Source organism: Comamonas composti DSM 21721 (assembly GCF_000429845.1).
GTDB lineage: Bacteria > Pseudomonadota > Gammaproteobacteria > Burkholderiales > Burkholderiaceae_C > Comamonas > Comamonas composti.
Map to the genome: position 1 here is coordinate 75,375 of NZ_AUCQ01000017.1, position 23,463 is coordinate 98,837.

A 23,463-nucleotide genomic window follows, 5' to 3' on the forward strand; every position below is an offset into this window, starting at 1 on the left:
GCTGGCGTGCTGTCTGGCGTTTGGCGACTTGGGTCGCCAAACGATTGGCCATTGTTCATGCCTAACAAGGAGCTGCCCATGGCATCCATCATCAACACCAATCTTGTCTCGCTGAACGCTCAGCGCAATCTCAGCACGTCACAGGCGTCATTGAGCACGACGATGCAGCGCCTGTCTTCAGGCCTGCGCGTGAACAGTGCCAAGGACGATGCCGCAGGACTTGCGATTGCCGAGCGCATGAACGCCCAGGTGCGCGGAATGAACGTGGCCATGCGTAATGCCAACGATGGCATTTCCATGGCCCAGACTGCAGAAGGTGCGCTTGGAAAAGTCAGCGATACCTTGCAGCGCATGCGCGAGCTGGCTGTTCAGGCTGCGAACGATACCAACGGCTCTACGGACCGCAGCTCGCTGAACAAGGAGTTCCAGCAGTTGGCCCAGGAGATCGCGCGTGTCGTTGGGGGGACGAGCTTCAACGGGCGTCAACTGCTCAACAGTACCGAGCCGACGGTGTTCCAGGTCGGGGCGAATACCGGGCCTGACAACCAGATCACCATTTCCGCCGTCGATCTGAGTGCAGCCTCCGCGCTGGATCTGAACACTGCAGGTACACCCCCCTCTCTCAACGGCGGGCTGGGCAGTTTGCTGGGTGCCGGAAGCTCTGCCGCAGATGCACGCATTTCCATGGAGGCCATCGATGCAGCGCTGGACCTGGTCAACAACACACGGGCCACGTTCGGAGCTGCGCAGAACCGGTTTGAAGCCGTGATCTCCAATCTGCAGGTGGCGGCCGAAAACACCACGGCTGCACGCTCGCGCATCATGGATGCGGACTTTGCCGCAGAAACCGCAAACCTCAGCCGTACACAGATACTGCAGCAAGCCGGCACAGCCATGGTGGCTCAGGCCAACCAGCAGCCGCAAACCGTGCTCAAGCTGATTCAGTAAACCCTCTTCAGTTGAAGACAGTGCTGCCGATAAAAGGCTGGAGGGATGCCTTTGGAGGGGGTCTTGCGTTGCTGAGCTGAAAGCGATGCGAGGCCGGGCATGGTGCAGCTTGGACTAGAAAGGATTGGCTATGGCATTGACCGCAGCAGGCATAGGCAGTGGCCTGAATGTTGAGAGCATGATCACGCAATTGGTGGCGGTGCAAAAGCAGTCGCTCCAGCCGTTGCAGCAAAAAGCCACCGTGCTTGATTCCAAAATATCTACATTTGGACAGCTCAAGTCATTGATGTCTCAGCTATCGGATGCGGCCAAGGCCTTGGCTGCTCCAGATGCCTGGCGTGTCAGCAGTGTCGCTTCATCGGGCACTGCCGTTGCAGCAACCGTGACCGGCACCGGCGCGCTGTCCGGTGCAGCAGAAGTGACGGTGAGCCAGCTGGCCAGAGCTCAGACCGTGGCTTCCGGCGTCATGGATGCAGGCACGCGCTTCGATGCCGGCGGCAGCCTGACCATTTCAATGGGACGCTGGAGCGAGAATGCGAGCCAGTTCACAGGCAGTGGTACCAGTGTGACCATCAATATTGCACAAGCTGCCACGCTGGAAGACGTCGTTTCCAGCATCAATGGCCAGAATTCAGGTGTGGTCGCTTCGGTGCTCAAGGATGCCCAGGGCGAGCGCCTGGTGCTGCGTTCGCGCGAGACGGGTGCGGACGCAGGCTTTAGCGTCTCCACAAGTGGCGACCCTGGCCTGTCCCAGTTGGCCTTCAACGGGACGCCGGCGAGCGGCGCGACCGTTCAGATGGCACAAAATGCCAAGGCTGTTGTCAATGGCATTGACGTCGAGTCGACGACGAATGAGCTCAAGCAAACCTTGCCTGGGCTGAGCCTGACGCTCAATCAGATCACGAGCGCTCCGGTTACCGTGAGCGTGAGCTCGGACACGGAAGCCTTGAAGAAAAAGCTGCAGACTTTTGTGGACGCCTACAACGCCCTCAATGACTTGATGGTGAATTCGACGAAATACGACGCGGAGTCCAAAAAGGGCGGCGTATTGCAGGGGGACTCGACCACGGTGGGTATGACCAACGGCTTGCGCTCGGTTCTGGCCGGAACCGTGGATGGGGCGACGCTGGGCCGGCTCTCGGACATGGGCTTGCAGATAGAAAAAGGTGGCAAGCTCAGCTTTGGTAGCTCGGCGAGCGACAAGGCCAAGTTCGAGGCAGCGCTGAAAAATACCGAAGCCTTGGGCCAGCTATTTGGTGCGGCAGGGGTAGAGGGCCAGTCGACAACACAGGGACTGGCTGTACGAATGCAGGAATTCACCCGGCAACTGCTGGAGTTCGACGGCACCATCGACCTCAAGAACAAAGGCCTGCAAGAGCTCAAGAAAAGCAATGGCAAGGCCCAGGAAAAGGTCAACGAACAGGCGGTCGCACTCGAAAAGCGTCTGCGGACCCAATATGCAAGCCTGGACTCGAAGATGGCCAATCTTTCAAAGCTCAGTGCATACATGAGCCAGCAGGTGGCGCAGTGGAACAAAGGGTGAGGGCTGCTCGCTCGCGATGTGCGTATCCTCAAGCAGCCGAAACCTCTAAATTTCCATAGGCAGCAGCCGAAAAGCAAGGCATACAGGACATGAATATGTACACATCGCTCAATCGTCGTGCTGCCAATGCCTATACCCAGGTCGGAGTCCATTCCGTCGTGGAAGGGGCTTCCCCGCATCAGTTGATCGTGCTGCTTTTCGACTCTTTGAACAGTGCACTGAATGCAGCCAAAGGGGCCATGCTGCGCGAGGAAGTCGTCGAGAAAGGCCTGCATATAGGCAAGGCCGTGCGGATTCTGGAGGAAGGCCTCAAGGCCGCAGTGGACGTGCAGCAAGGCGGCGAGCTTGCTCAGAACTTGATTGCAATCTACGACTACAGCATCACCCAGCTCACCTTGGCCAATCTGCGCAACGATGTTGCCCTTCTGCAGGCTGCCCAGGATGCTGTGGAGCCTGTGGCAAGCGGATGGCGTGAAATTGCCAACGTGTCTGCGGTCACAGGGGCATGAATATGGAGTTGACGTTGATTGATTTCTATCTGGCCATAGAAGACAGCAGCAGCAAGATGCTCAAGGCCGCGCAGAGCAAGGACTGGGAAGGTGTGGCTCGCTACGAGGGCACTTGTGCCTTGCTCATCGAGCAACTGCGCTTCAGGGCCCAGCAAGAGGAGCTGGCACCGGAGCTGCGCAAGCAAAAGGCCCTCATCATGCAGCGCATCCTGCGCAATGACGCACAGATCCGCACACTGGCCGAGCCCTGGATGGCGCAGTTCGAGCACATGTTCGATGGCCAGCCTCATGTAATGCATTAAGAGCCGCTAACACAAGCCTTGATGCGTCGTTGCCTGCCTTGTCGTACTTTGGTACTGCCTGCGGCTTCGCGCCTCGTCTTCAATGCAAACCTGCGGTTTGCAGGGTTGTGTTAGTCGCTCTCAGAACGTGTTTTCCAACAGATCAAGTACGCGAAGCTGGAGTCCCGACAGCCGGGAAATCCTGCGCTACAAGCACAGCCCAGGCTCAGGTGCCAAGCCATGGTGCTCGGTCAGCGTGGTGTGCTGAAGGGGCCGCATGGACAGCTGCATAAAAACCGCACGGCTTCCACGTCAGGGCCCATGGCAAACGTGCGCCCATGATGGGCAAGGCTGCAGTCCATCATCTGCTCTGCCCGCAGCGCATGGCTATTGGAGTTGTGCAAGCTGATTGGCATTGACCGCCTTGGCGGTTGAGGTATCGGTCGCAGAGGCCGGAGCCTGGTCGAATCAAGCGCTGGCCTCATGCGAGGCCTTCACTTGCTGCTCGCTCAACATGCGCAGCAACAGGCGGTTGACTTCTTCGCCTTCAAGGCCGTGCTCTTCGCGCAGCTGGCGTATCGGAGCCGGGTCGTTGGATTCCAGGGCCATGGCCATGAGCAAGGGGGGGGCATAGGGACCGCTATGGGCGAGGATGGCGTCCAGAATGCGCTCCGACAGGGGCAGGCGACGCAAGGCCATGGCCAAAGGGGTTCCCAGCAGCAAATCCAATTGAGAGAACAGACCGCACAAATAGACTTCGCGCTGCAGCTCATGGCTGACGCCTGCCTGGATCAGCCTGTCCGCCAGCATGGCACGCAGTTGCATGGTCGTGCGCACAGGCCTCAGGTCAGGAGCTGTACTGCTATGAGGCAGCAGGTCGGTCAGCCAGCGCCGCAGCGTGCCGTAGCCCAGCATCACCAGGCCTCGACGCAGCGAATCCACGCTGCCTCGCAGACCCAGTGCTGCGGAGTTGGTGTAGAGCAGAAAGCGGTAGGCGAGCACAGGGTCCTGATCGAGGATCTGCTCGAACATTTCCAGCGATTGCTCGGCATCGATGGCCTGTATCAGCGCCAGAACGATTTCCCGGCTCGGCGGTGCCGGCAGGGAGCGCTCGGCAGACAGTGCATCTGCGACAGGCCAGCCCGCAATGGCGCCGGCCCGGTATCTGTCAAGGCACAAATGGGCCAGGGCCAGGCTTTCCAGGCCTGTGTACATCTGTCCTTCGAGCAGCCGGGGGGCGCTGGGGTCCGCCATGATGGGCTGTACTGGGGTCTTGCCTGGAAACAATGCGTCCTGGGCCGCCTGTCGCTGCTTTTGCTGGCTCAGGTTTGCCTCGCCGTCAGCTCCTTCAGGAGGCAGCTCAAGCAGGCTGCTGGAGAACCAGAGGGTTGCCGGAGGGAGCGGAACGTTGGTCAGCAGGCCGCTCCAGACCAGCATCAGCCCTCGTGCATGGGCTTGCTGCGCCAGGGCGTAAATGCCGGAGTCCTGCAGCCATTCGCCTCGAACTGCAATCCAGGGGCTGCCTTTTGGAGCGTGCTCCAGCAGGCTGCACAGAATCTGCCGTGACTGAGGCGACAGCAGCAGTGGCGGTGAATGATGGCTCCAGGTTTCCTGGAGCAGGCGCAGAAAGTGGGTCCAGTCGGCCTGTATGCCCGGGTCTTCGTGAAGATACAGCTGCAGGCCGGCAAGGCGCCTGGAACGGTTCCAAAGCGGCTGGTAGCCGAGAGTCAGATTGCTCAGAACGGACTGAACCATGGGTGCGCCATCAAACAGCTATCAGCCGATGAAATTGAACAGGGAGAGCTTCTGGATCTGGGCATATGATTGCAGCGCAGCCTGCATGCCCACCTTTTGCATATCAACCTCGGACAAGGCCTTGATCATATCGAGGTCCTCGGAGCGCGAGCGGCTTTCTTCCTGGAGCAAAGCCTGGCTTTTGAGCTCGCTGTCCAGGCGGTCGGCCCGGTTGAGCTGGTCGCCGGCAAAGCTGCGCATGGCCGCGACTCGGTTGCTGCCGGCATCGAGCTCGTTGAGCCCGTGATCGAGCGCCTGCCTGAGCTCGCCCGGAGCCTGTGCTCCATTTCTCACCGCCGAGATGACTTTGTCCAGCACGCTGAATAAATCAGTGCGTGTGCTGGGGGCAAGCTCAAAACTGTCGCCGTTGGCCGGCTCGCCCGAGAACTGCACGGCCATGCCGCCTACCGAAATGCTTTGACCTGGCGTGAAAGGCGTGCTCGGCACGACGGTGCTGCCATTGGACTGTATGGAGTAGCTCGCCGCCTGGGTCACGGGGTCCTTGGAGAAAAGAATCTGGTAGCTGTCGCCGGTGATCTGCCCGGGATCGATGACAGCACCCAGCCCGGCCGCTGCCGTGCTGGAGCCTGAGCCCAGGCGTGTGACCATGAAGACGCCATTGCCCGTGGGCACGTTGAGCCAGGTGGCGTAGCCGTCGAGGGCAATCGGCAGTCCACTGTCGTTGCCCGCAGGCTGGCCGCTCTGCAACTGCGAACCGGCTCCTGCGTTGCCACTCAGGAACGGGGTCTCCTGACTACCCAGACCTCTGAAAATCGGCAGGCCGTTGAGATCTCGGCTATTGGCCAGGGACAGGATCTGGTCGCGCAGACTGCTCATCTCTTGCACCAGGGCATCGCGAGCCTTCTGGTCGTAAGAGCCGTTGCCGGCCTTGAGGATGAGGTCGCGAAAAGAGGTCAGCGCCTCCTGAGCCGTGCCCAGCACCGATTCGCCGCGGGCCATGAGATCGCGCTGGGCGCCGAGTACACGCTGGTCGTTTTCCGAGCGCTCCATGCGCGTGCGCGCGCGCTCGGCCTGGGCCGCTGCCACGGGGTCGTCGCTGGGGCGTACCACGCGCTTGCCGGACGAGGTCTTTTCCATCAGGTCGACCAGGTTGCTCTGTCTTGCTCCCAGGTTGTTGATGGTGTTGTCATACATGTTGGCGGTGCTTACGCGGGCAATGCTCATGGGACCTCCTGTGCTTTGTTCTGTCAGCGGCCAACGGCCTGCAACACGCTGTCGAAAATGCTTTGTGCAACCTGAAGCATCTTGGCCGAGGCCTGGTAGGACTGCTGGTACTGCAGCAGCTTGGCCGCTTCTTCGTCAAGGTTGACACCAGAGACCGCAGAGCGGTCGGATTCAAGGTTTCTGGCCACAGTCTCCGATAGCGATGCCGCGTACTTGGCGCTTTGCGTACGCGTTCCCACCTGGGCCATGGCCGTGGAAAAGCCATCGGTCAGCGAGGTCGAGCCATCGAAGAGCTTGGCATCGCGCAGGTCCAGAAAGGCGCTGGCGTTGCCTGCATCACGCTGGTAGGCCTGACCGTACTGGGCATCCGTTGCCAGACCCAGCTGGATCTTGTCGCTGTCGCTCCCGGAAAGGCTGGGTGTGCCGCTGAGGGTTATTTGCAGACCCGGAGCCAGGCTGATGGGCTGGCCTGTGTAATACACGCCGCTGGCGGCGACGCCGGCTGGCGGCGGGCTGATGCTGTACTCGATCTGCTGGGTCGTGGGGTTCTTGCTGAATGACAGCGTAAGGCCGGAAAAGCTCGCGGCATCGAAGCCGGCGCCGACCTTGAGGCCGACCAGGCGCAGGCTGGGGTCACCCAGCGACTCTATGCTTGCCGCAACCGGATTGGCTGCCGCAAGATCATTGGCCGAATGCGCTGCCGCCTGTATGCCGTGAGCCACCTGGGCCAGCGGTCGAAACAAGATGCTCTGGCCCGGGCCGCCTTCGGCCGCGATGTCGAAGCGCAGCCCGTCTATGCGCTTGCTGTTGAGATCGGCCATATCGTTGAATTCGGTGATCTGGCCGTCCGACAGTCGCACAACCCTGCCCTTGGGGGCATCGCTGCCGAAGATGATCTGGTAATCCGAAGGCTTGAGCGCGCTCGAGTCCTCCACCGTCGCCTGAGGCGTGTTGGGGGCCGCCCATTGAGGGCCCGTGGCCGAGCCCTGGGTGGTCTTGTTCAACTTGAACAGGTCACTGCCATTCTGGCCCGAGGGCGTCAGGCCCAGGCGGTTCTGTTGATTGAGGGCATCGCCAATCGCCAGGGCCATGCGGCCCAGGAGGTTGCGTCCTTCGGTCAGGTCGTTGTTCTGAAACTGCAGCAGGCCGGAAATCTCACCGCCGCCCAGCATCGAGGGCGTGAGTTCCGTGCTGTGCCCGCCCGGTTGGTTGAAGTGCAGGGCCAGGCGGCCGCTGCCAGGGTGCTGGCTGGAGTCCTGCAGGCTCAGTTGGGCGGCATTTCCTCCCATGACCAGGGGCTGGCTGCCGCCCACGAAAAGACTCAGCGTGCCGTCGCTGGCCATGACCTGGGTGGTCTGCACATATTTGTTGATGTCGCGGATCATTTGATCGCGCTTGTCCAGCAAGTCGTTGGGCGCGTGACCCGTGGCCATGGAACGGCTGATCTGCATGTTCAGCGCCGCGATCTGGCCGGCCAGGCTGTTCACCTGGGTCACGTTGTTGCTGATCTGCTGGCGCGTGTTGTAGTCCAGTTCGTCAAGCTGGGCGGCGGCCGAGCGAAAGCGCGCTGCGACTTCGCCCATGCGCGTCAGCACGACCTGGCGTGCCGACGGGTCTGCAGGAGACGTGGCGACGTCGCCAAAGGCGTTCATCATGCTGTTGATGGCTGCACCCAGGCCTGCGCTGCCACCGGCAAAGATTTCCTGCATCTGCGCGAGGGACTGGGCACGCACGACATCGCCAGCGCTCACGGAGCCGGCCGTCGTGGACTGCCGTGACAGCAGGTCGCTGTAGTTGCGCATGATGGTGGCCACATCGACGCCATTGCCGATGTAGCCCGATCCCAGGTTCTGGCCAGGCGAAGTCTGCTGAACCACGTTTTGACGCGAATAGCCTGGCGTGTTGACATTGGCAATGTTGTGCCCCGTGGTCTGCAGGGCAATCTGATTCGTCATCACGGCGCGGAGACCTACGTTCAAAAGGCTCATAGTCATGTCTCTTCTTGTTGAGGCCGAGCAGAGGCTCAGGCGGCGTTTGAAGGAAGTGTCTGAATTGCGTTCTGGGCGGATGCGCTCTGCATGGCGCTTTCTATGGCTCGGCCAAGCTTGCTTGCGTATCTGGGGTCTGTGGCATAGCCGGCTTTTTGCAGTTCGCTCGCATAGGCCAGGGCCGATCCGGTAGCACTCATGGCTTTTTCGTAGCGTGGGCTGCTGGTGATCAGGCGCGCATAGTCGCGAAACGATTCCTCGTAGGAGTCGTAGGCGCGGAATCTGGCCGTGATCTTGCGTGGCGTGCCGCCTATGTATTCGGTGGTGGTGATCTCGGCGACCTTGCCATCCCAGCTTTTGTCTGCCTTGATACCGAACAGGTTGAAGGAGTTGCCGCCGTCTGCCATGCGGATCTGGCTCTTGCCCCAGCCGGTTTCGTGGCCGGCCTGCCCCAGCATGAAGGCGGCGGGAATGCCGCTTGCCTGAGCCACCCGCTGGGCGGCGGGCGCATGGTGGGCGACAAAGCCGTCGCGTCCCCTGGGCGCATTCACATAGGCATCCAGCGCCGCTTGTGGACGAGAGACCGTCAGGCTGCTGTGGCGCCAGGTGTTGCGGCTCAGTCCGAGCGTGGAAGAGGGCGTGAGCTCGGTCTGTTCGGAGGCTTCGACGCCCATGCTGCGTGCCAGTTGACGTGCGATCGCATCGGTCAGGCCGCCGCTCTGGCCCGACATGAGCACCGAGAGTTGCTGGTCGAGCAGATCGGTGCCCAGATTTTCCTGGGCACTGTCGTGCAGGCCGGACTTGAGCGTCGCGTCGCGCATGCTTTTGATCATTTCGCGCATGAACAGCGACTCCAGCTGTCTTGCGGTCTCGCGGGTTGCATCGGGGCTGTTGCTGCCCGCAGCGGCCTTGAGTGCATTGAGCGAGCGTGCATCGGCGGCCAGTGCATTGCTGCTGGTCAATTGTGAGCCCGTGGGCAGACTCATGCTCATATCACCTCCAGTTCGGCGTTCAGCGCGCCTGCGGCCTTGATGGCCTGCAAGATGGCCAGCAGATCCTGAGGGGTTGCGCCCAGCGTGTTGAGCGCGCGCACCACATCCGTGAGCTGGGGCGAGCTGGGCATGCTGATCACATTGCCGGGCTCCTGCTTGATCTGGATGTTGGCCTTCTCCGCCACCACGGTCTGCCCCTGGGAGAACGGCCCGGGCTGGCTGATCACGGGTGTGGAGCTGATGGTGATGGCCAGATTGCCATGGGCAATGGCGCAAGGGCCGAGGGTCACGGCCTGGTTCAGGACGATGGAGCCTGTGCGGGCATTGATGACGACCTTGGCCGAGGGGCGCGAGGCCTCGATGGAGAGCTCCTCGATTTCGGCAATCATGCGCACGCGTGCGCCAGGTTCCTGCGGGGCATTGACATAGACCGTGCGGGCATCCTGGGCCTGGGCCGTGCCCAGGCCAAAGCTCTGGTTGATGGCTTTGACCACCTTGTCCGCAGTCTGGAAATCGCTGGCGTTGAGTCCCAGGGTGATGCTGCTGCCTTCGTGCAGGGGCGATGGAACGGAACGCTCCACCTGGGCTCCCTGGGGAATGCGGCCAGCGCTCAGGTGGTTGATCTGCACCTTGGAGCCGCCTGCTGCAGCGCCTGCGCCGCCGACCACCACATTGCCCTGGGCCAGGGCGTAGATTTCGCCATCGGCCCCGCGCAGCGGCGTCACCACCAGGGTTCCTCCCTTGAGGGATTTGGCATTGCCCATGGAGGAGACGCTGACGTCGATGGCCTGGCCGGGCTGGGCAAAGGCCGGCAGCTCGGCCGTGACGATGACGGCCGCCACGTTCTTGAGCTGCAGCTGGGCTGCATTGCCGGTGGCCGGCAGGGTCATGCCCATTTGCTCCAGGTAATTTGCGAGCGCCTGCTTGGTGTAGGGCATTTGCGTGGTCTGGTCGCCCGTGCCGTCCAGGCCGACGACCAGTCCATAGCCCGTGAGCTGGTTGCTGCGAACCCCTTGAATGGAGGCCACCTCCTTGATGCGCATGGCCTGTGCACAGGGGGCCAGCGCGGCGGCGAGCAGGGCCACGACCCAGTACAGCGCACCGAACCGGTGGCGTCGCTGTGAGGATGGGGGCAGAAAAGGGACTGTCATATCGGTCATTCTCTGGAGAACCCAAATCGGGTAAGCCCCAAAAAGAACCTGTACCACCGGTCAATTGCCCGCACACGGCGGATGCGGTATTTGAGCCGTTTTTTGCGCGCTGCAGGCGGCTTGCGCGACGGCCGTGATGCAGTCCGGGCAAGGCCTGGGCAGGTCCCGGAGCGGTCTGGAAAAGCTCGTGTGGATGGGGCTTGCAGTAGCCCTTCTAGACGCTTTCATGCAATGCCGGACAGGCTCGGTGGCGCGGGGCGAGCCGGCGGTGGCGCCCGTTTACGGGCGCCGTGCTGCGTCAGAACGGCGTCACGTTGAGGAAAAAGCGCGACAGCCAGCCCATGGACTGGGCCTCGCCCGCTTGCCCGCGGCTGCGCGACTCCACACGCACATTGGCCACCTGGGTGGAGGCGATCACGTTGCCGGGCTGCAGGGCCCGCGGGTCCACCGTTCCCGAGAAGCGCAGCACATCGACGTTGTGGTTCACGCCGATCTGCTTCTCGCCGGTGATCAGCAGATGGCCGTTGGGCAGTACATCGGTGACGGTGGCGCTGATGGAACCCGTGAAAGTGTTGTCGCTGCTGGTCGAGCCTGAGCCGTCGAACTTGGCGTCATTGCTCACGCCGATCTTGGAGCGGCTGGCCAGATTGCTTGCGGCATTGCCGGAAAACAGCGGCAAGGCCGTGATCCCGGCCTTGATCTCGTTGTCGCGGCCGAGCTTGGAGTTGGACTTCTGGCTGGCCGAGACGCGCTCCACGATCTGTACCGTGACCAGGTCGCCAGCCAGGCGCGCGCGCCGGTTCTCGAAAACGGGCCGATAGCTGGCCGTGTTGAACAGTCCCCCTGTGGGCTGGGCTGCCGACGGGGACGCAGGCTGCAGCACCGGCGGTGCGGTGGCCGGCATGTCCACGGGCGGAGGCTCGTTGAGCGAGGCGCAGCCGGAAAGCAGCAGGACCAGGCCGATGCCGGTCAGTGGCAGAAGATGAGGGGTGTAGGTCATGGCGTTCTTACCTGGTTTGCTTGGGGCCGGTGGGCGTGGCGGCTGGGCATGCATGCGCCAAGCCAGAAGCACTGGCACGGAAGCCGACTCAGGGGGAAGCTCTTCACAGCTGCGACAGCTTGGCCAGCATCTGGTCCGAGGTCTGGATGGCCTTGGAGTTCATCTCGTAGGCGCGCTGGGTCTGGATCATGGTCACCAGCTCCTGCACCACGTTGACGTTCGAGGCCTCGATATAGCCTTGCTGTATGGTGCCCAGGCCATTCGTGCCGGGCGTGCCCTGCTGGGGCTGGCCCGAGGAGGCGGTCTCAACGAACAGGTTCTGGCCGCGCGGCTCCAGGCCTGCGGGGTTGATGAACTGGCTCATGGCGATGTTGCCCACTTGCTGGGGCGCGGCCTGGCCGGGCATGGTCGCGCTGACCACGCCATCGGCGCTGATGGAGACCTTGGTTGCGCCCTGGGGAATGGTGATGCCGTTGGCCACGGGCAGGCCGCTGGCGGTCACGAGCTGGCCCTGGGAGTCGACCTGGAAGGAGCCGTCGCGCGTATAGGCAATCGTGCCGTCGGGCATGTTGACTTCGAAGAAACCATTGCCGTTGATGGCCACATCCAGTGCATTGTTCGACTGCTGCAGGCTGCCCTGCAGAAAGTTGCGCGTCGTGGCGACCGTGCGCACGCCCAGGCCCAGGTGCAGACCCGTGGGCAACTGGCTCTGCTCGGTGTTCTGGGCGCCCGACTGGCGCAGGTTCTGGTAGATCAGGTCCTCGAAAACGGCGTTGGCACGCTTGTAGCCTGTGGTCGAGACATTCGCAAGATTGTGGGAGATGACATCCAGCTGGGTCTGCTGGGCCTCCATGCCGGTCTTGGAGATGAACAAAGAGTTGATCATGAGACTTTCCTTTCAGTGATCCAGGGTGCAGAGCGCTCCTCCGGAGCCCAGCAGCCAGGCTGTCGCACAGGGCGTCAGGCATTCACGCTGAGCAGCTGGCTGGCGGTCTTGTCATTGGCTTCTGCGGTCTGCAGCAGGCGCATCTGCTGCTCGAACTGACGCGAGGCGGCGATCATGCCGACCATGGTTTCCACCGAGTTCACGTTCGAGCCCTCGATCGAGCCCGCCAGCAGGCGTGCGTTCTCGTCGTTGGGCAGGGCGTCGCCCGTGGCATCGCGAAACAGGCCGTCATCGCCGCGTACCAGGGGCATGTCTTCGGTGGGCGTGACCAGCTTGATGCGGCCCACGGCCACGGGCAACTGGTTGCCGCTCTTGGCGGTCAGCGTGCCGTCCGCACCCAGGCTCACCGAGGATTCGGGTGGAATGTCCAGCGGAGCGCCGCCGTCGGAGAGCACGGCCTGCCCCTTGCTGTTGACGAGCTGTCCTTCGGGCGAGACTTCGAAGATGCCGTCGCGCGTATAGGCCTCCTGCCCATCCAGGCCCTGCACTGCAAACCAGGACCGGCCCATGGCCATGGCATCCAGGGCACGGCCCGTGCGCTGGGCTGGCCCGGGCGTGTCCAGATAGCCCGAGGTGGCCTCCAGCGCAAAGACCCGCGTGCCCGAGCCGCTGCCCTGCAGGGGAACGGCGCGGAAGGTGGACATCTCCGCGCGAAAGCCATTCGTGCTGGCATTGGCCAGGTTGTGGGCCAGCACGGCCTGGCGCTGGGCGGCCGCGTTGGCGCCCGTCATGGAGGTGTAGATGATGCGGTCCATGCGGGCTCCTCAATTCAAATGGTTTGCCATGGCGTCTGCGCGCAAGCCGGGGCTCACCTCAGGTTCACCAGGGTGGAGAACACCTGGTCCTGGGTCTTGATGGTCTGGGCATTCGCCTGGTAGGCGCGCTGGGCCACCATCATGTTCACCAGCTCGGCCGTGAGATCCACGTTCGAATCCTCGAGCGAGCCGGCGCGCAGCGAGCCCAGCGAGCCGGTCTCCGCCGTGCCGTTGAGCGCCGGGCCCGAATCTGCTGTGGCCACCCATTTGTTGCCGCCGACTTGGGCCAGGCCCTGGGCATTGGTGAAGTCGGCCATGGCCAGCTGGCTTTCCACGCGCGTGAGGCCATTGGAGTAGCTGGCCGTGATCGAGCCGTTCTGGCTGATGCTGATGCCTGTGAGCATGCCCGTGGCATAGCCGTCCTGCTGCAGGCCGTTGTTGGCGAACTTGGAGCCGTATTGCGTGGTGCTGCCGAAGTCGAAGCTCACGGGGAATGGCGGCAGGCCATTGGGGTTGGCCGTGCCTCCGTCGATGGGCAGGATCAGCTCGGTGCCCGAGCCTGTGGCCGGGGCCGTGGGTGTGAGGCTGGTGAGCTTGCCGCCGGTATCGAACACGGCCGTGCCTATGCTGGGCGCGGCCGGGTCCAGCGAGTTGTAGATCTCCCAGGTGTTGCCGGTGGCGCTTTTCTCGAAGTAAAAGCTGGTGTGGATCTCCGTGCCCTGGGCGTCAAAGACCGTGATGGCCGTGCCGTAGGTGGCGCGCGGCGTCGGTGGTATCGGGGGCGTGGCCGTGGCATCGCCGGCGGCAGGCTGGGCGCGCGAGTCCAGGTTCAGCGAGATCTGAGCCTTCTCGGTCTGCTTGGCCGCGATGCTGCCCGTGGGAAAGCTCAGCGCCATGGGCGCAGCGCCGGTCTGCACCTTGCCCGTGGCGGGGTCGACCGGATAGCCCATCACATAGTCGTTTTGCACGGTGCGCAACTGGCCCTGCTTGTCGGCCACGAAGTTGCCGGCTCGCGTATAGGCCGTGCTGCCATCGGGCTGGCGCACGACGAAGAAGCCGTTGCCATTGATGGCCACGTCCAGGTTGTTGCCCGTGGTCGAGTACGGTCCCTGGCGAAACTGCTGATTGATGGCGGCCACGTTCACGCCGATGCCGCTGGCCTGGCCGCTGGCCGAGCCGATGGCACTGGCCACGGCTTCGGCGAAGTCGGTGCGCGAGGACTTGAAGCCCGTGGTGTTGGCGTTGGCAATGTTGTTGCCTATGACGTCCAGGTTCTTGCTGGCAGCGTTCAGGCCCGAGAGGCCGGTTTGAAATCCCATGATGAGCTCCTGCGAAACTGGTGATGAACAAGGCCGGCGCCTGACCGGCTGGAACGACTGTTGCGGCTATGCCTTTTCCGTGCTGCCAAGCGGCTAGTAGACGGCTCGGACATCGCCGTAGGAAATGCTTTTGCCGTTGCTGAGCTCCAGCATCAGCCGGCCTTCGCTGGTGCCCGTGGCAATCACCTGATGCGGTGACAGCGTGGTTGCGGAGACGGCCTGGCCTGCGTTGTCGGCCTGCACCGAAAAGCGCAACTGGCTGGTATCGCCCGTGTATTTCTGTGCATCCCAGCTGAAGTAATTGCGCCCGGCCTCGGCCGGGCCGAGCTCGATGGTGTCGACCAATTCACCGCTGGCCGTGGTGATCTGCACCTTCACGCTGGCGGCCGGGCCGGCCAGCTCGAAAGCCGCCATGTGCTTGTCCTCTACGGCCTGGCCCAGAGTGTTGCCCTGGACCAGCACCGCGCGCCCTATCATGGTCGTGCCCTGCATGGCTTGCAGGGCCGAGAACTGGCCGGCCATGCCCTGCATGGTCTGGTTCAGCTGCTGGATTCCCGACACGGTATTGATCTGTGCCATCTGCGTGGTCATCTGCGCGTTGTCCATGGGGTTCATGGGATCCTGGTGCTTGAGCTGGGCCACGAGCAGCTTGAGAAACCGGTCCTGGGCGGCCGCAGGGTCGGTGACCGATGTCTTGCCGGTGCCGGATTGCTGCTCTGCGAGCGCGCTGGTATCGCCTATGCCGTAAATCATGAACGTACTCCTGAGGGGCGGCTCATTGGCCCATTTGCAAGGTCTTGAGCAGCAGCGATTTCGCCGTGTTCATGACTTCCACGTTGTTCTGGTAGGAGCGCGAGGCCGAGATCATGTTCACCATCTCGTCCACGGCGCTGACGTTGGAGTGCGTGACATAGCCTTCGGCATCGGCCAGCGGGTGCTGCGGGTCGTGCACGCGCCGACCCGGAGTGCTGTCCTCGCGTATGGCGCTCACGCGCACGCCGGAGCCGCTTTCGTCTTCCAGCGGCGTGGTCTGAAACACCACCTGGCGTGCCTTGTAGGCCTGGCCGTCGGGGCCGGCCACGGCATCCACGTTGGCAAGGTTGGAGGCCACGACGTTGAGGCGCTGGGATTGGGCGCTGACGGCACTGCCCGAGATGTTGAAGATGGAGAACATGGACATGGGGTCGGCTCCTGTCGGGTATCGGGGCTTACTGGCCTTGTATGGCGCTCAGCAAGGTCTTGGCCTGGCCGTTGATGAAGCGCAGCGTGGCCTCGTAGCGCACGGCGTTGTCCACGAAGTTGGCGCGTTCGCGGTCCAGGTCCACGGTGTTGTTGTCCAGGCTCGGCTGCGAGGCCACGGAGTAGCCCAGCTGTCCTGGCGCCTCATGCCCGGAAGCGGCGGCGGGCAGGGGAATGTGGCCGTTCGCGCCTGCGCCTGCGCCGGGCTGGGCCAGTGGCGAAGAAGCCGGCGTGCTCGCGAGCAGGGCGCGGCGAAATTCGAAATCGCGCGCCACATAGCCTGGCGTGTCCGCATTGGCGATGTTGCTTGCAATGGTGCGCTGGCGCTCTGCGCGCAGTACAAGTGCCTGGCTTTGAAAATCCAGCCGTTCTGTGATCTTTTCGAACATGTCGGCCTCGGGCGAGTTGGTCTGTGATGCGGGGTGTCGGGGGCGGCAGCCCACGGACTGCGGATGCGCTGATTATGAAAATCCACCTGCCGAAACTAAAGCGCGAAGAGAGCGTGTTTGGCCTTGCAGTTCGCTGCATGCGCAGGAGTTCGAGGGCTCTATATTTCGGGCTATGAATCAAGGACTTCGCCTTCTTCGCTGCACTCCCGGCCAGGCCCTGGCCGGTGCGCTGCTGGCGTTTTCGGCGATGGCCGCTGCGGCGCAGCAGGAGCCCGACGGTGCCGCGCAGCTGGTGCGCATAGGCCAGCACTTTGCCGACGAGGCCGTGCTGCAGGTCCAGGACGCCGGCACGGGACTGCGCCTGCAGGTGCAGGTGGGCCAGCTCGACTCCCGCCTGCGCCTTGCGGCCTGTGCCAGGGTCGAGCCCTATCTGCCGGCCGGCACGCGCCTGTGGGGGCGCAGCCGCATAGGTCTGCGCTGTCTGCAGGGACGGGTGGCCTGGAATGTGTTCCTGCCGGTCACGGTCAAGGCCCTGGGTCCGGCCTGGGTCTTGCAAAACAGTGTGTCCGCCGGGCAGGTGCTGCAGGCCGAGGATGCGATCGAGGCCGAGGTCGACTGGGCCGAGGAGGCCTCGCCCATACAGGCCAATGCCCGGGCATGGATAGGCCAGGTGGCGACGCGCCCTCTGGCTGCGGGCCAGGCCTTGCGCCAGAACATGCTGCGCCCGGCCCCCTTGTTTGCTGCGGGCACTCAGGTGAAGGTCATGCTCGGCGGCGGTGGATTTTTGGTGACCTCTTCCGGCAAGGCCATGGCCGCCGCCGGACAGGGGCAGACCGTGAGAGTGCGCCTGGACAACGGACGCATGCTCTCCGGTGTGGTCGATCCCGAAGGAGCTGTACAGGTGCAGTAGTCGTGCAAGTGCCCGGGCAATGCCCTCAAGTTCTGCAGGCCTTGGCCGAAACCAGGAACACCCCCTGGGCTGTTGTGTGGGCGATAGGAGAATGAACCAATGATAAAGATCGGACAAAAATCTGAACTGCCAGCCTCTTCGCCTGCTGCGGCCAAGCAGCAGGCGAAGACGGAAAACCCCGGCGCTGCAGAGGAGACCGGCCAGGCCAGGCCCGCAGGGGCGGCTGGCGTGCCGGTGTCTTTTTCCAGCTCGGCCCGGGCCCTGGAGCAGAAAGACCGCACGAATGCGGACTTCGACGCCGAGCGTGTCGAGTCCATGCGCGCGGCCATTGCCGACGGCAGCTTTCGCGTGAATGCCGAGGCCGTGGCCGACAAGCTGCTCAGCAATGCCGAGGAGTTCATGACCCATACGCGGTCGTGAGCGCCGGTTCTGGCGCCCTGCAATTTTTCTTCAACGAAACGCCCGCTTTGAGGCGATTGCCTGACTGGGTCCCGCTGCCCAGGAGTCCTTTATGAAACTCGATGAAATGCTCGATGCCCTGGAAAAACAGCTGGGCGTGGTTGCCCAGGCCCTGGGTTCCCTGGATGTGACGGATCTTGAACAGGCCAGCGGCCAGATGCGCGAGGCCATGCTGGCCTTTTCGGAGCTGGCGCGCCGCTTCCCTGCGCTGGAGTGGACGCCCTTTCAGCGCCGCCGCTCCCAGGTTTTCGGCCTGCAGTTGACGCAACTGCGTGAGCAATTGACGCGCCTGACGGTCCAGACCCAGCGCCAGGCCGAAGTCCTGGTGCCCCAGGTCAAGAGCCGGGAAGCCACCTACGGTCAAGGCGTTTATGGCCAGCCCCATACGGGCCAGGGCCGGGCCCATATCTACCAGGGTGCGGGCTAGTTCGTACCGTCTCTTCTGGCCATGGCCGCTGCGATGACGGCGGCCGGTCTTGCATGCAGCTCTGCAAAAACAAGAGCTGCCAGCGCTTGATAGCGCTCGTTTTTTATATTGTTCATTGCTGAAATCAAGATGTGGCAAGCGCAAACAGCTCCTGAATCAGGAGCTGTTTGCGTTGGAGGCTATGCCGCCCGCAGGCGGCGAAGAGCGGCTCAGACCTGCATGTTCATCACGTCGGTATAGGCCTGGACCAGGCGGTTGCGCACGTGCAGCGCGGCCTGGAAGCCGATCTGGGCCTTTTGCAGCGCGACCATGGTCTGCTCCAGGCTGACGGCGGGGTTTTCCAGCTGGACCTCGCGCTGCATGTCGCCAGCCCGGTTCTGAGCCTGGCTCACGGCCTTGAGCGCCCCTTGCAGGGCCTGGTCGAAGCCGGGTGCCGACGCCTTTGGGGTGCGGCGCAGGCCGATGTTCTGCGCCAGCTCGGTGCCGTAGACAGACGGGGTGCTGCGGGGGAAGCGTAGGTCCATGACGGTTTCCAGGTGAATGCTGATTTATGCCTGCATCGTAGGCCGGAGCCGGCGTGCACATGGCTGCAAAAAGAGGCCAAAGCGCGTGCTTATCGGACAAACATCGAGGGCCGGGATTTGAATAATCCATGGCAAGCCAAAGCTCTGCATGTCCAGGGCCTACACCGATGGGAAAAAGATGTCCGCTGTTGCCGAAGCACCTGTTTCCGTGATCACTCCTGCACCTGGTTCCTCGCTGCAGCAGCGCTGGACTGCCATGGGGCGCGGCCAGCGCCTTGTGACCGGGGGCGGATTGGCGCTGTTGTTCGTGGCCCTTGCGGCTGCGGCCATGTTCTACCGCCAGCCCGATTACCGGCTGCTGTTCTCCAATCTCGGCGACAAGGACGGCGGAGCCATCGTGGCCCAGCTCACGCAGATGAACGTGCCCTACCGCTATACCGAGGGCGGGGGCGCGATCCTGGTGCCGGCCGAGCGCGTGCACGATGTGCGCCTCAAGCTCGCGACCCAGGGCCTGCCCAAGGGCTCGGTCACGGGCTTCGAGCTCATGGAGAGCAGCAAGTTCGGCATTACCCAGTTCCAGGAAAGGCTGAATTTTCAGCGGGGTCTCGAAGGCGAGCTCACGCGCTCCATACAGGCGCTGGCCGCCGTGCAAAGCGCACGCGTGCACCTGGCCCTGCCCAACCAGAACGGGTTTTTCCGCGAGCAGCAAAAGCCCTCGGCCTCGGTACTGCTGAGCCTTTATCCGGGGCGCGTGCTGGATCGCACGCAGATCGCGGGCATCGTGCACCTGGTGGCCTCCAGCGTGCCCGAGATGCAGCCCACGGCGGTGAGCGTGGTCGATGATTCCGGCAAGCTGCTGTCGCGTTCGCCCGAGGAGAGCGCTCAGGGCGTCGACCTGCAGCAGCTGGCCTATACCCAGCAGGTCGAGCAGCAGTATGTGCGCCGCATCCTGGACATTCTGGAGCCCGTGGTGGGCAAGAACAATGTGCGCGCCCAGGTCTCGGCCGTGATGGACTTCAGCCAGACCGAATCGACCTCGGAGCAGCACACCCCGAATCAGACGCCGGACAGCAGCGCCGTGCGCAGCCAGCAGGTGGTGGAGAGCTCGGGCGAGCCGCGCCCGCCCCTGCCCACGGGGGTGCCGGGCGCGACCAGCAACCAGCCACCGGCTGCGGCAACGGCGCCCGTCAACGGTGCCAATCCCGCGCCCCAGGCCGCCGACGGCCAGCAGAACACGGGTGCGGCGCGAGCCGCGAGCAAGCGCGAGTCGATCACCAACTACGAGGTCGACAAGACCGTGCGGGTGACGCGCGCCAGCACCGGCAACATCAAGCGCCTCACGGCGGCCGTGGTCATCAATGTGCCCGCCGTGCCAGCCAGTCCCGAAGCGCCCGCGACGGCGAATGCCGCGCCCGGCGCCGAAGCCGGCGGCGCGCGCAGCTTCACGGCCGAGCAGCAGGACCAGCTGCTGACCCTGGTGCGCGAGACCGTGGGCTACAGCGCCGAGCGCGGCGACTCCGTGAACCTGGTCAGCGCACCCTTTGTGAATACCGAGGAGCCCGAGGTCGTGCTGCCGCTGTGGCAGCAGCCCGAAGTGCGCGAGATGGCGCGCAGCCTGGGCCTGCCCCTGGGGCTGGGCCTGTTTGCGGCCATCGTGTTCATCGCCCTGGTGCGGCCTCTGCTCAAGGGACGCAAGACCGAGCCCGGTGCCCAGCTCAGCGCCATCGAGGGCGATGAGCCCGAGCGCCCGGCCCTGCCTGCTCCGGCCGTGGATCTGTCCCCGACCCAGGAGCAGGTGCGCCTGGAGCAGGCCCGCCAGTTGGCCAAGCAAAACCCCATTGCCGTGGCCAATATCGTCAAAACCTGGATCAACGGCGAGAACAGCTAGCCGTTGGCGTAACCGACCACATTCATCATGGACGAACGAGGCCTGAACGACGCTGCCATCTTGCTGGTTTCCCTGGGCGAAGAGGAAGCGGCCGAGGTGTTCAAACACCTGAGCCCCAAGGAAGTCCAGAAGCTTGGCGAAACCATTGCCCATATGCGTGGCGTCACGCGCGAGAAGGTGGACTTCGTGGTCAACCGCTTCGCCGATGACGCTGCAGCCCAGAGCCTGCTGGTGGACGATGCCAGCGGCTACGTGAAATCCGTGCTCAAGCGCGCCCTGGGCGACGACAAGGCGGCCCTGCTCATAGACCGCATCCTGCAGGGGGGCGATGTCTCGGGCATAGAAAGCCTCAAGTGGATGGACCCGCTGTCCGTGGCCGAGCTGCTGCGCGGCGAGCATCCGCAGATCGTGGCCGCCATCCTGGTGCATCTGGAGTATGAGCAGGCGGCGGCCGTGCTCATGCAGCTGCCCGAGCGCTTTCGCAGCGAGGTCATGCTGCGCGTGGCCACGCTGGAGGGCATACAGCCGACGGCGCTCAAGGATTTGAACGAGGTCTTGTTCAAGGTCCTGGCCGGTGGCGACAAGATCCGCAAGACCTCGCTGGGCGGTGTCAAGACGGCGGCCGAGATGATCAACAACCTCGGCAGCAATGCCGATGTGGCGGTGCTGGACACGATTCGCAGTTACGACCCCGATCTGGCCCAGAAGATCATGGACAAGATGTTCGTGTTCGACGACTTGGTCAAGCTCGATGACCGCTCCATGCAGCTGGTGCTGCGCGAAGTCGTCTCCGAGACGCTGATCGTGGCGCTCAAGGGCGGCTCCATGGAAGTGCGCGACAAGATACTCGCCAACATGTCCATGCGTGCGGCCGAGTCGCTGCGCGAAGACCTGGAATCGCGCGGCCCCATGCGGCTGTCCGAGGTCGAGGCCCAGCAAAAGGAAATCCTGAAGATCGTGCGCCGCCTGGCCGAGGAAGGCCAGATCACCATCGGCGGCGGTGCGGAGGACAGCTATGTCTAGTGTGGCCCACTCGCGCTTCATCCCCGGCGAAGAGATCGACGAAGGCCGGGTGGCGCAATGGCAGTTCGAGCCGGTCGGCCAGGGCGCGGGCCTGCAGGTGCTGCAAAGCCTGTCCCTGCAGGGCTGGCCGCTGGGGCAGTTGCTGGGCGAGCCCGCAGCCGCCGAAAGCGAGGCCCAGGCACCGGTCGAGCCGCTTCACGACGAGCAGCAACTGCAGCAGATGCTGGAGGAAGCGCGTGCCCGAGGCCATGAGCAAGGGCTGGAGCAGGGCCGCAGCGAGACCGCCCGGCAGTGGCAGCAGCGCCTGGACGACTATGTGGCCGGCCAGGGGCGCGAGACTCTGGAGCAGGCCCGGGCCCTGTTGGCCGGCATGGATGCCGGCCTCAAGCAGCTGCAGACGAAGATGGCGGCCGAACTGCTGGACCTGGCCTGCGACATTGCGCGCCAGGTCGTGCGCCAGGAACTGCGCAGCCAGCCCCAGGCCTTGCTGCCCGTGGTCCGCGAAGCCCTGGACATGCTGGTGACCGAGGGCCGGGCTGCCACGGTACGCCTGCACCCTGCAGATCTGGCCTTGATCGAGCCGGCCTTGGAGGCCGAGCATGGCGCTGCAGGCCGGGTGAGGTGGCTGGGCGATCCTGGCCTCAAGCCTGGCGATGTGCATGTGGAGGCCGGCGCGGCCCAGGTCGATGCCGGCCTGGACAAGCGCTGGCGCCGTGCCGTGGCCGCGCTGGGCCTGGTGTCCAGCTGGTATGAAGGGCAGGCCCATGAGCTTTGAGCCTCAGTCGCGTACAGACCCGGGCTGGCCCGAATTTCTGGGCAATGCACGCGCCCGGCTGCTGCCCGGCGTATCGCTGGAGAGCAATGGCTCGCTGACGCGGCTGACAGGCCTGGTGCTGGAGGCCGCAGGCCTGCAGGTGCCTGTGGGCGCGCAATGCTGGATCTGCCAGGGCGCCCAGGATCCGGTGCTGGCCGAGGTCGTGGGCTTTGCGGGGGAGCGTGCATTTCTCATGCCGGCGGCCGACATGCAAGGTCTGTCCAGCGAGGCCAAGGTGGTCCCGGCCCAGGCCTTTGTGCCGTTGCTGCGCTTCGGCGATGGACCAGAAGCCCCGGTCTCCCTGGCGGCAGGCGTGCTGAGCCTGCCCATGGGCGAAGGCCTTCTGGGGCGCGTGGTCGATGCCCAGGGCCAGCCTCTGGACCATGGCGGGCTGCTGGATCAGGTCCAGGCCCGGCCACTGGAGAAGAACCCCATCAATGCCATGGAGCGCGACCCTGTGCGCGAGCCGCTGGACACGGGGGTGCGGGCGCTGAATGCCTTGCTCACCGTGGGCCGGGGCCAGCGCCTGGGCCTGTTCGCGGGATCGGGCGTGGGCAAAAGCGTTTTGCTGGGCATGATGGCCCGCTATACCCAGGCCGAGGTCATCGTCGTGGGCCTGATCGGCGAGCGCGGCCGCGAGGTCAAGGAATTCGTCGAGGACATTCTCGGGGTGCAGGATCGCTCGCGCACCGTGGTCGTGGCCGCGCCGGCCGATGCGCCGCCGCTGCTGCGCATGCAGGGTGCGAACTATGCGACCGCGATTGCCGAGCATTTCCGCGACCAGGGCCGGCATGTGCTGCTGCTCATGGACTCGCTGACCCGCTATGCCATGGCCCAGCGCGAAATCGCCCTGGCCATAGGCGAGCCGCCGGCGACCAAGGGCTATCCGCCTTCGTGCTTTGCCAAGCTGCCCCAGCTCGTGGAGCGCAGTGGCAACGGCCTGAACGGACAGGGCTCGATCACGGCCTTCTACACCGTGCTCTCCGAAGGCGATGACCAGCAAGACCCGATTGCGGATGCGGCGCGTGCGATTCTCGACGGTCATATCGTGCTCTCGCGCGCCCTGGCCGAGACCGGCCATTACCCGGCCATCGACATCGAGCAGTCGGCATCGCGGGTCATGCACAACGTGACCACGCGCGAGCATTTCGAGCAGGCCAGGCGCTTTCGTGCCGTGTATTCGCGCTACCAGAAGGGGCGCGATCTGATCCAGGTCGGCGCCTATCTTGCGGGGTCGGACCCGCTCATGGACGAGGCCATACGCCTGCAGCCGGCCATGACGGCGTTCCTGCAACAAAGCATGTTCGAGCCTGCATCCATGCAGGCCAGTTTGTCCGCCATGTCCGGCCTGCTCCAGGGGCCGGAGTCCAGCTAGACCC

Annotated in this window: 24 protein-coding genes; 11 read left to right on the forward strand and 13 right to left on the reverse strand. The window is 63.9% G+C overall.

Going from position 1 to position 23,463, the window contains the following annotated elements; translation table 11 throughout:
• The first annotated feature begins 78 nt into the window (after positions 1 to 78).
• From G486_RS0112015 to G486_RS0112030, 4 genes are all read left to right on the forward strand, one after another.
• Entirely contained in the window at positions 79 to 948 is an 870-nt protein-coding gene (locus tag G486_RS0112015) for a flagellin domain-containing protein (protein WP_027015758.1), read from the forward strand.
• Between the two features lie 130 nt (positions 949 to 1,078).
• Complete coding sequence (gene fliD / locus G486_RS0112020; RefSeq protein WP_034387473.1) at positions 1,079 to 2,491, forward strand: flagellar filament capping protein FliD; 1,413 nt, start codon at positions 1,079 to 1,081, stop codon at positions 2,489 to 2,491.
• 95 nt (positions 2,492 to 2,586) lie between these two features.
• Positions 2,587 to 3,000, forward strand: coding sequence for a flagellar export chaperone FliS (fliS, locus tag G486_RS0112025; protein ID WP_027015760.1), 414 nt, complete (start codon positions 2,587 to 2,589; stop codon positions 2,998 to 3,000).
• 2 nt (positions 3,001 to 3,002) lie between these two features.
• The gene (locus G486_RS0112030) at positions 3,003 to 3,302 is read left to right on the forward strand and encodes a flagellar protein FliT (RefSeq protein WP_027015761.1); all 300 of its coding nucleotides are present in this window, start codon (positions 3,003 to 3,005) and stop codon (positions 3,300 to 3,302) included.
• Between the two features lie 447 nt (positions 3,303 to 3,749).
• Here the strand turns inward: G486_RS0112030 and G486_RS0112035 are convergent, their stop codons facing one another.
• The 12 genes from G486_RS0112035 to flgB all read right to left on the reverse strand — a co-directional run bounded on the left by G486_RS0112035 (position 3,750) and on the right by flgB (position 16,039).
• Positions 3,750 to 5,036 carry an HDOD domain-containing protein gene (locus G486_RS0112035; protein ID WP_027015762.1) on the reverse strand — a complete coding sequence of 429 codons (1,287 nt, stop codon included), beginning with the start codon at positions 5,034 to 5,036 and terminating at the stop codon, positions 3,750 to 3,752.
• Between the two features lie 21 nt (positions 5,037 to 5,057).
• On the reverse strand, positions 5,058 to 6,260 hold the full coding sequence (gene flgL, locus G486_RS0112040; RefSeq protein ID WP_027015763.1) for a flagellar hook-associated protein FlgL: 1,203 nt from the start codon (positions 6,258 to 6,260) through the stop codon (positions 5,058 to 5,060).
• 23 nt (positions 6,261 to 6,283) lie between these two features.
• The gene (flgK, locus tag G486_RS0112045; RefSeq protein WP_027015764.1) at positions 6,284 to 8,248 is read right to left on the reverse strand and encodes a flagellar hook-associated protein FlgK; all 1,965 of its coding nucleotides are present in this window, start codon (positions 8,246 to 8,248) and stop codon (positions 6,284 to 6,286) included.
• A gap of 35 nt (positions 8,249 to 8,283) precedes the next feature.
• On the reverse strand, positions 8,284 to 9,240 hold the full coding sequence (gene flgJ, locus G486_RS22200) for a flagellar assembly peptidoglycan hydrolase FlgJ (RefSeq protein ID WP_051303465.1): 957 nt from the start codon (positions 9,238 to 9,240) through the stop codon (positions 8,284 to 8,286).
• Complete coding sequence (locus tag G486_RS0112055) at positions 9,237 to 10,391, reverse strand: flagellar basal body P-ring protein FlgI (protein ID WP_027015765.1); 1,155 nt, start codon at positions 10,389 to 10,391, stop codon at positions 9,237 to 9,239. The genes flgJ and G486_RS0112055 overlap by 4 nt, the downstream gene beginning before the upstream one ends.
• Before the next feature lie 298 nt (positions 10,392 to 10,689).
• A complete protein-coding gene (locus tag G486_RS0112060) occupies positions 10,690 to 11,391 on the reverse strand; it encodes a flagellar basal body L-ring protein FlgH (protein ID WP_034387476.1) in 702 nt (233 codons plus the stop codon).
• A 103-nt stretch (positions 11,392 to 11,494) separates the two neighbouring features.
• The gene (gene flgG, locus G486_RS0112065) at positions 11,495 to 12,277 is read right to left on the reverse strand and encodes a flagellar basal-body rod protein FlgG (protein WP_027015767.1); all 783 of its coding nucleotides are present in this window, start codon (positions 12,275 to 12,277) and stop codon (positions 11,495 to 11,497) included.
• A gap of 74 nt (positions 12,278 to 12,351) precedes the next feature.
• Positions 12,352 to 13,092, reverse strand: a complete 741-nt coding sequence (locus G486_RS0112070; RefSeq protein WP_027015768.1) for a flagellar basal body rod protein FlgF — start codon at positions 13,090 to 13,092, stop codon at positions 12,352 to 12,354.
• 53 nt (positions 13,093 to 13,145) lie between these two features.
• Positions 13,146 to 14,411 (reverse strand): flagellar hook protein FlgE, encoded by a 1,266-nt coding sequence (flgE, locus tag G486_RS0112075; RefSeq protein ID WP_027015769.1) that lies wholly within the window; start codon positions 14,409 to 14,411, stop codon positions 13,146 to 13,148.
• Between the two features lie 93 nt (positions 14,412 to 14,504).
• Positions 14,505 to 15,164 carry a flagellar hook assembly protein FlgD gene (locus tag G486_RS0112080; RefSeq protein ID WP_027015770.1) on the reverse strand — a complete coding sequence of 220 codons (660 nt, stop codon included), beginning with the start codon at positions 15,162 to 15,164 and terminating at the stop codon, positions 14,505 to 14,507.
• Between the two features lie 22 nt (positions 15,165 to 15,186).
• Entirely contained in the window at positions 15,187 to 15,591 is a 405-nt protein-coding gene (flgC, locus tag G486_RS0112085) for a flagellar basal body rod protein FlgC (protein ID WP_027015771.1), read from the reverse strand.
• 28 nt (positions 15,592 to 15,619) lie between these two features.
• A complete protein-coding gene (flgB, locus tag G486_RS0112090) occupies positions 15,620 to 16,039 on the reverse strand; it encodes a flagellar basal body rod protein FlgB (RefSeq protein WP_027015772.1) in 420 nt (139 codons plus the stop codon).
• Between the two features lie 172 nt (positions 16,040 to 16,211).
• On the opposite strand from flgB, the gene flgA reads away from it, so the two are divergent.
• The 3 genes from flgA (at position 16,212) to G486_RS0112105 (ending at position 17,835) form a co-directional block, all read left to right on the forward strand.
• Positions 16,212 to 16,949, forward strand: coding sequence for a flagellar basal body P-ring formation chaperone FlgA (gene flgA / locus G486_RS0112095; RefSeq protein ID WP_027015773.1), 738 nt, complete (start codon positions 16,212 to 16,214; stop codon positions 16,947 to 16,949).
• 102 nt (positions 16,950 to 17,051) lie between these two features.
• Entirely contained in the window at positions 17,052 to 17,369 is a 318-nt protein-coding gene (gene flgM, locus G486_RS0112100) for a flagellar biosynthesis anti-sigma factor FlgM (RefSeq protein ID WP_027015774.1), read from the forward strand.
• Between the two features lie 91 nt (positions 17,370 to 17,460).
• Positions 17,461 to 17,835 carry a hypothetical protein gene (locus G486_RS0112105; RefSeq protein WP_027015775.1) on the forward strand — a complete coding sequence of 125 codons (375 nt, stop codon included), beginning with the start codon at positions 17,461 to 17,463 and terminating at the stop codon, positions 17,833 to 17,835.
• 209 nt (positions 17,836 to 18,044) lie between these two features.
• Here the strand turns inward: G486_RS0112105 and fliE are convergent, their stop codons facing one another.
• Positions 18,045 to 18,359 (reverse strand): flagellar hook-basal body complex protein FliE, encoded by a 315-nt coding sequence (gene fliE, locus G486_RS0112110; RefSeq protein WP_027015776.1) that lies wholly within the window; start codon positions 18,357 to 18,359, stop codon positions 18,045 to 18,047.
• A gap of 178 nt (positions 18,360 to 18,537) precedes the next feature.
• Between fliE and fliF the strand changes: the two genes are divergently transcribed.
• Genes fliF through fliI form a run of 4 tightly spaced genes read left to right on the forward strand, consistent with a single transcriptional unit; the run spans position 18,538 to position 23,459 of the window.
• Complete coding sequence (fliF, locus tag G486_RS0112115; RefSeq protein ID WP_027015777.1) at positions 18,538 to 20,247, forward strand: flagellar basal-body MS-ring/collar protein FliF; 1,710 nt, start codon at positions 18,538 to 18,540, stop codon at positions 20,245 to 20,247.
• Between the two features lie 27 nt (positions 20,248 to 20,274).
• Positions 20,275 to 21,270, forward strand: coding sequence for a flagellar motor switch protein FliG (fliG, locus tag G486_RS0112120; protein ID WP_027015778.1), 996 nt, complete (start codon positions 20,275 to 20,277; stop codon positions 21,268 to 21,270).
• Positions 21,263 to 22,045 (forward strand): FliH/SctL family protein, encoded by a 783-nt coding sequence (locus G486_RS0112125; protein WP_027015779.1) that lies wholly within the window; start codon positions 21,263 to 21,265, stop codon positions 22,043 to 22,045. The genes fliG and G486_RS0112125 overlap by 8 nt, the downstream gene beginning before the upstream one ends.
• Entirely contained in the window at positions 22,035 to 23,459 is a 1,425-nt protein-coding gene (gene fliI / locus G486_RS0112130) for a flagellar protein export ATPase FliI (RefSeq protein WP_027015780.1), read from the forward strand. Before G486_RS0112125 ends, fliI begins: the two co-directional genes overlap by 11 nt.
• Positions 23,460 to 23,463: the final 4 nt, after the last annotated feature.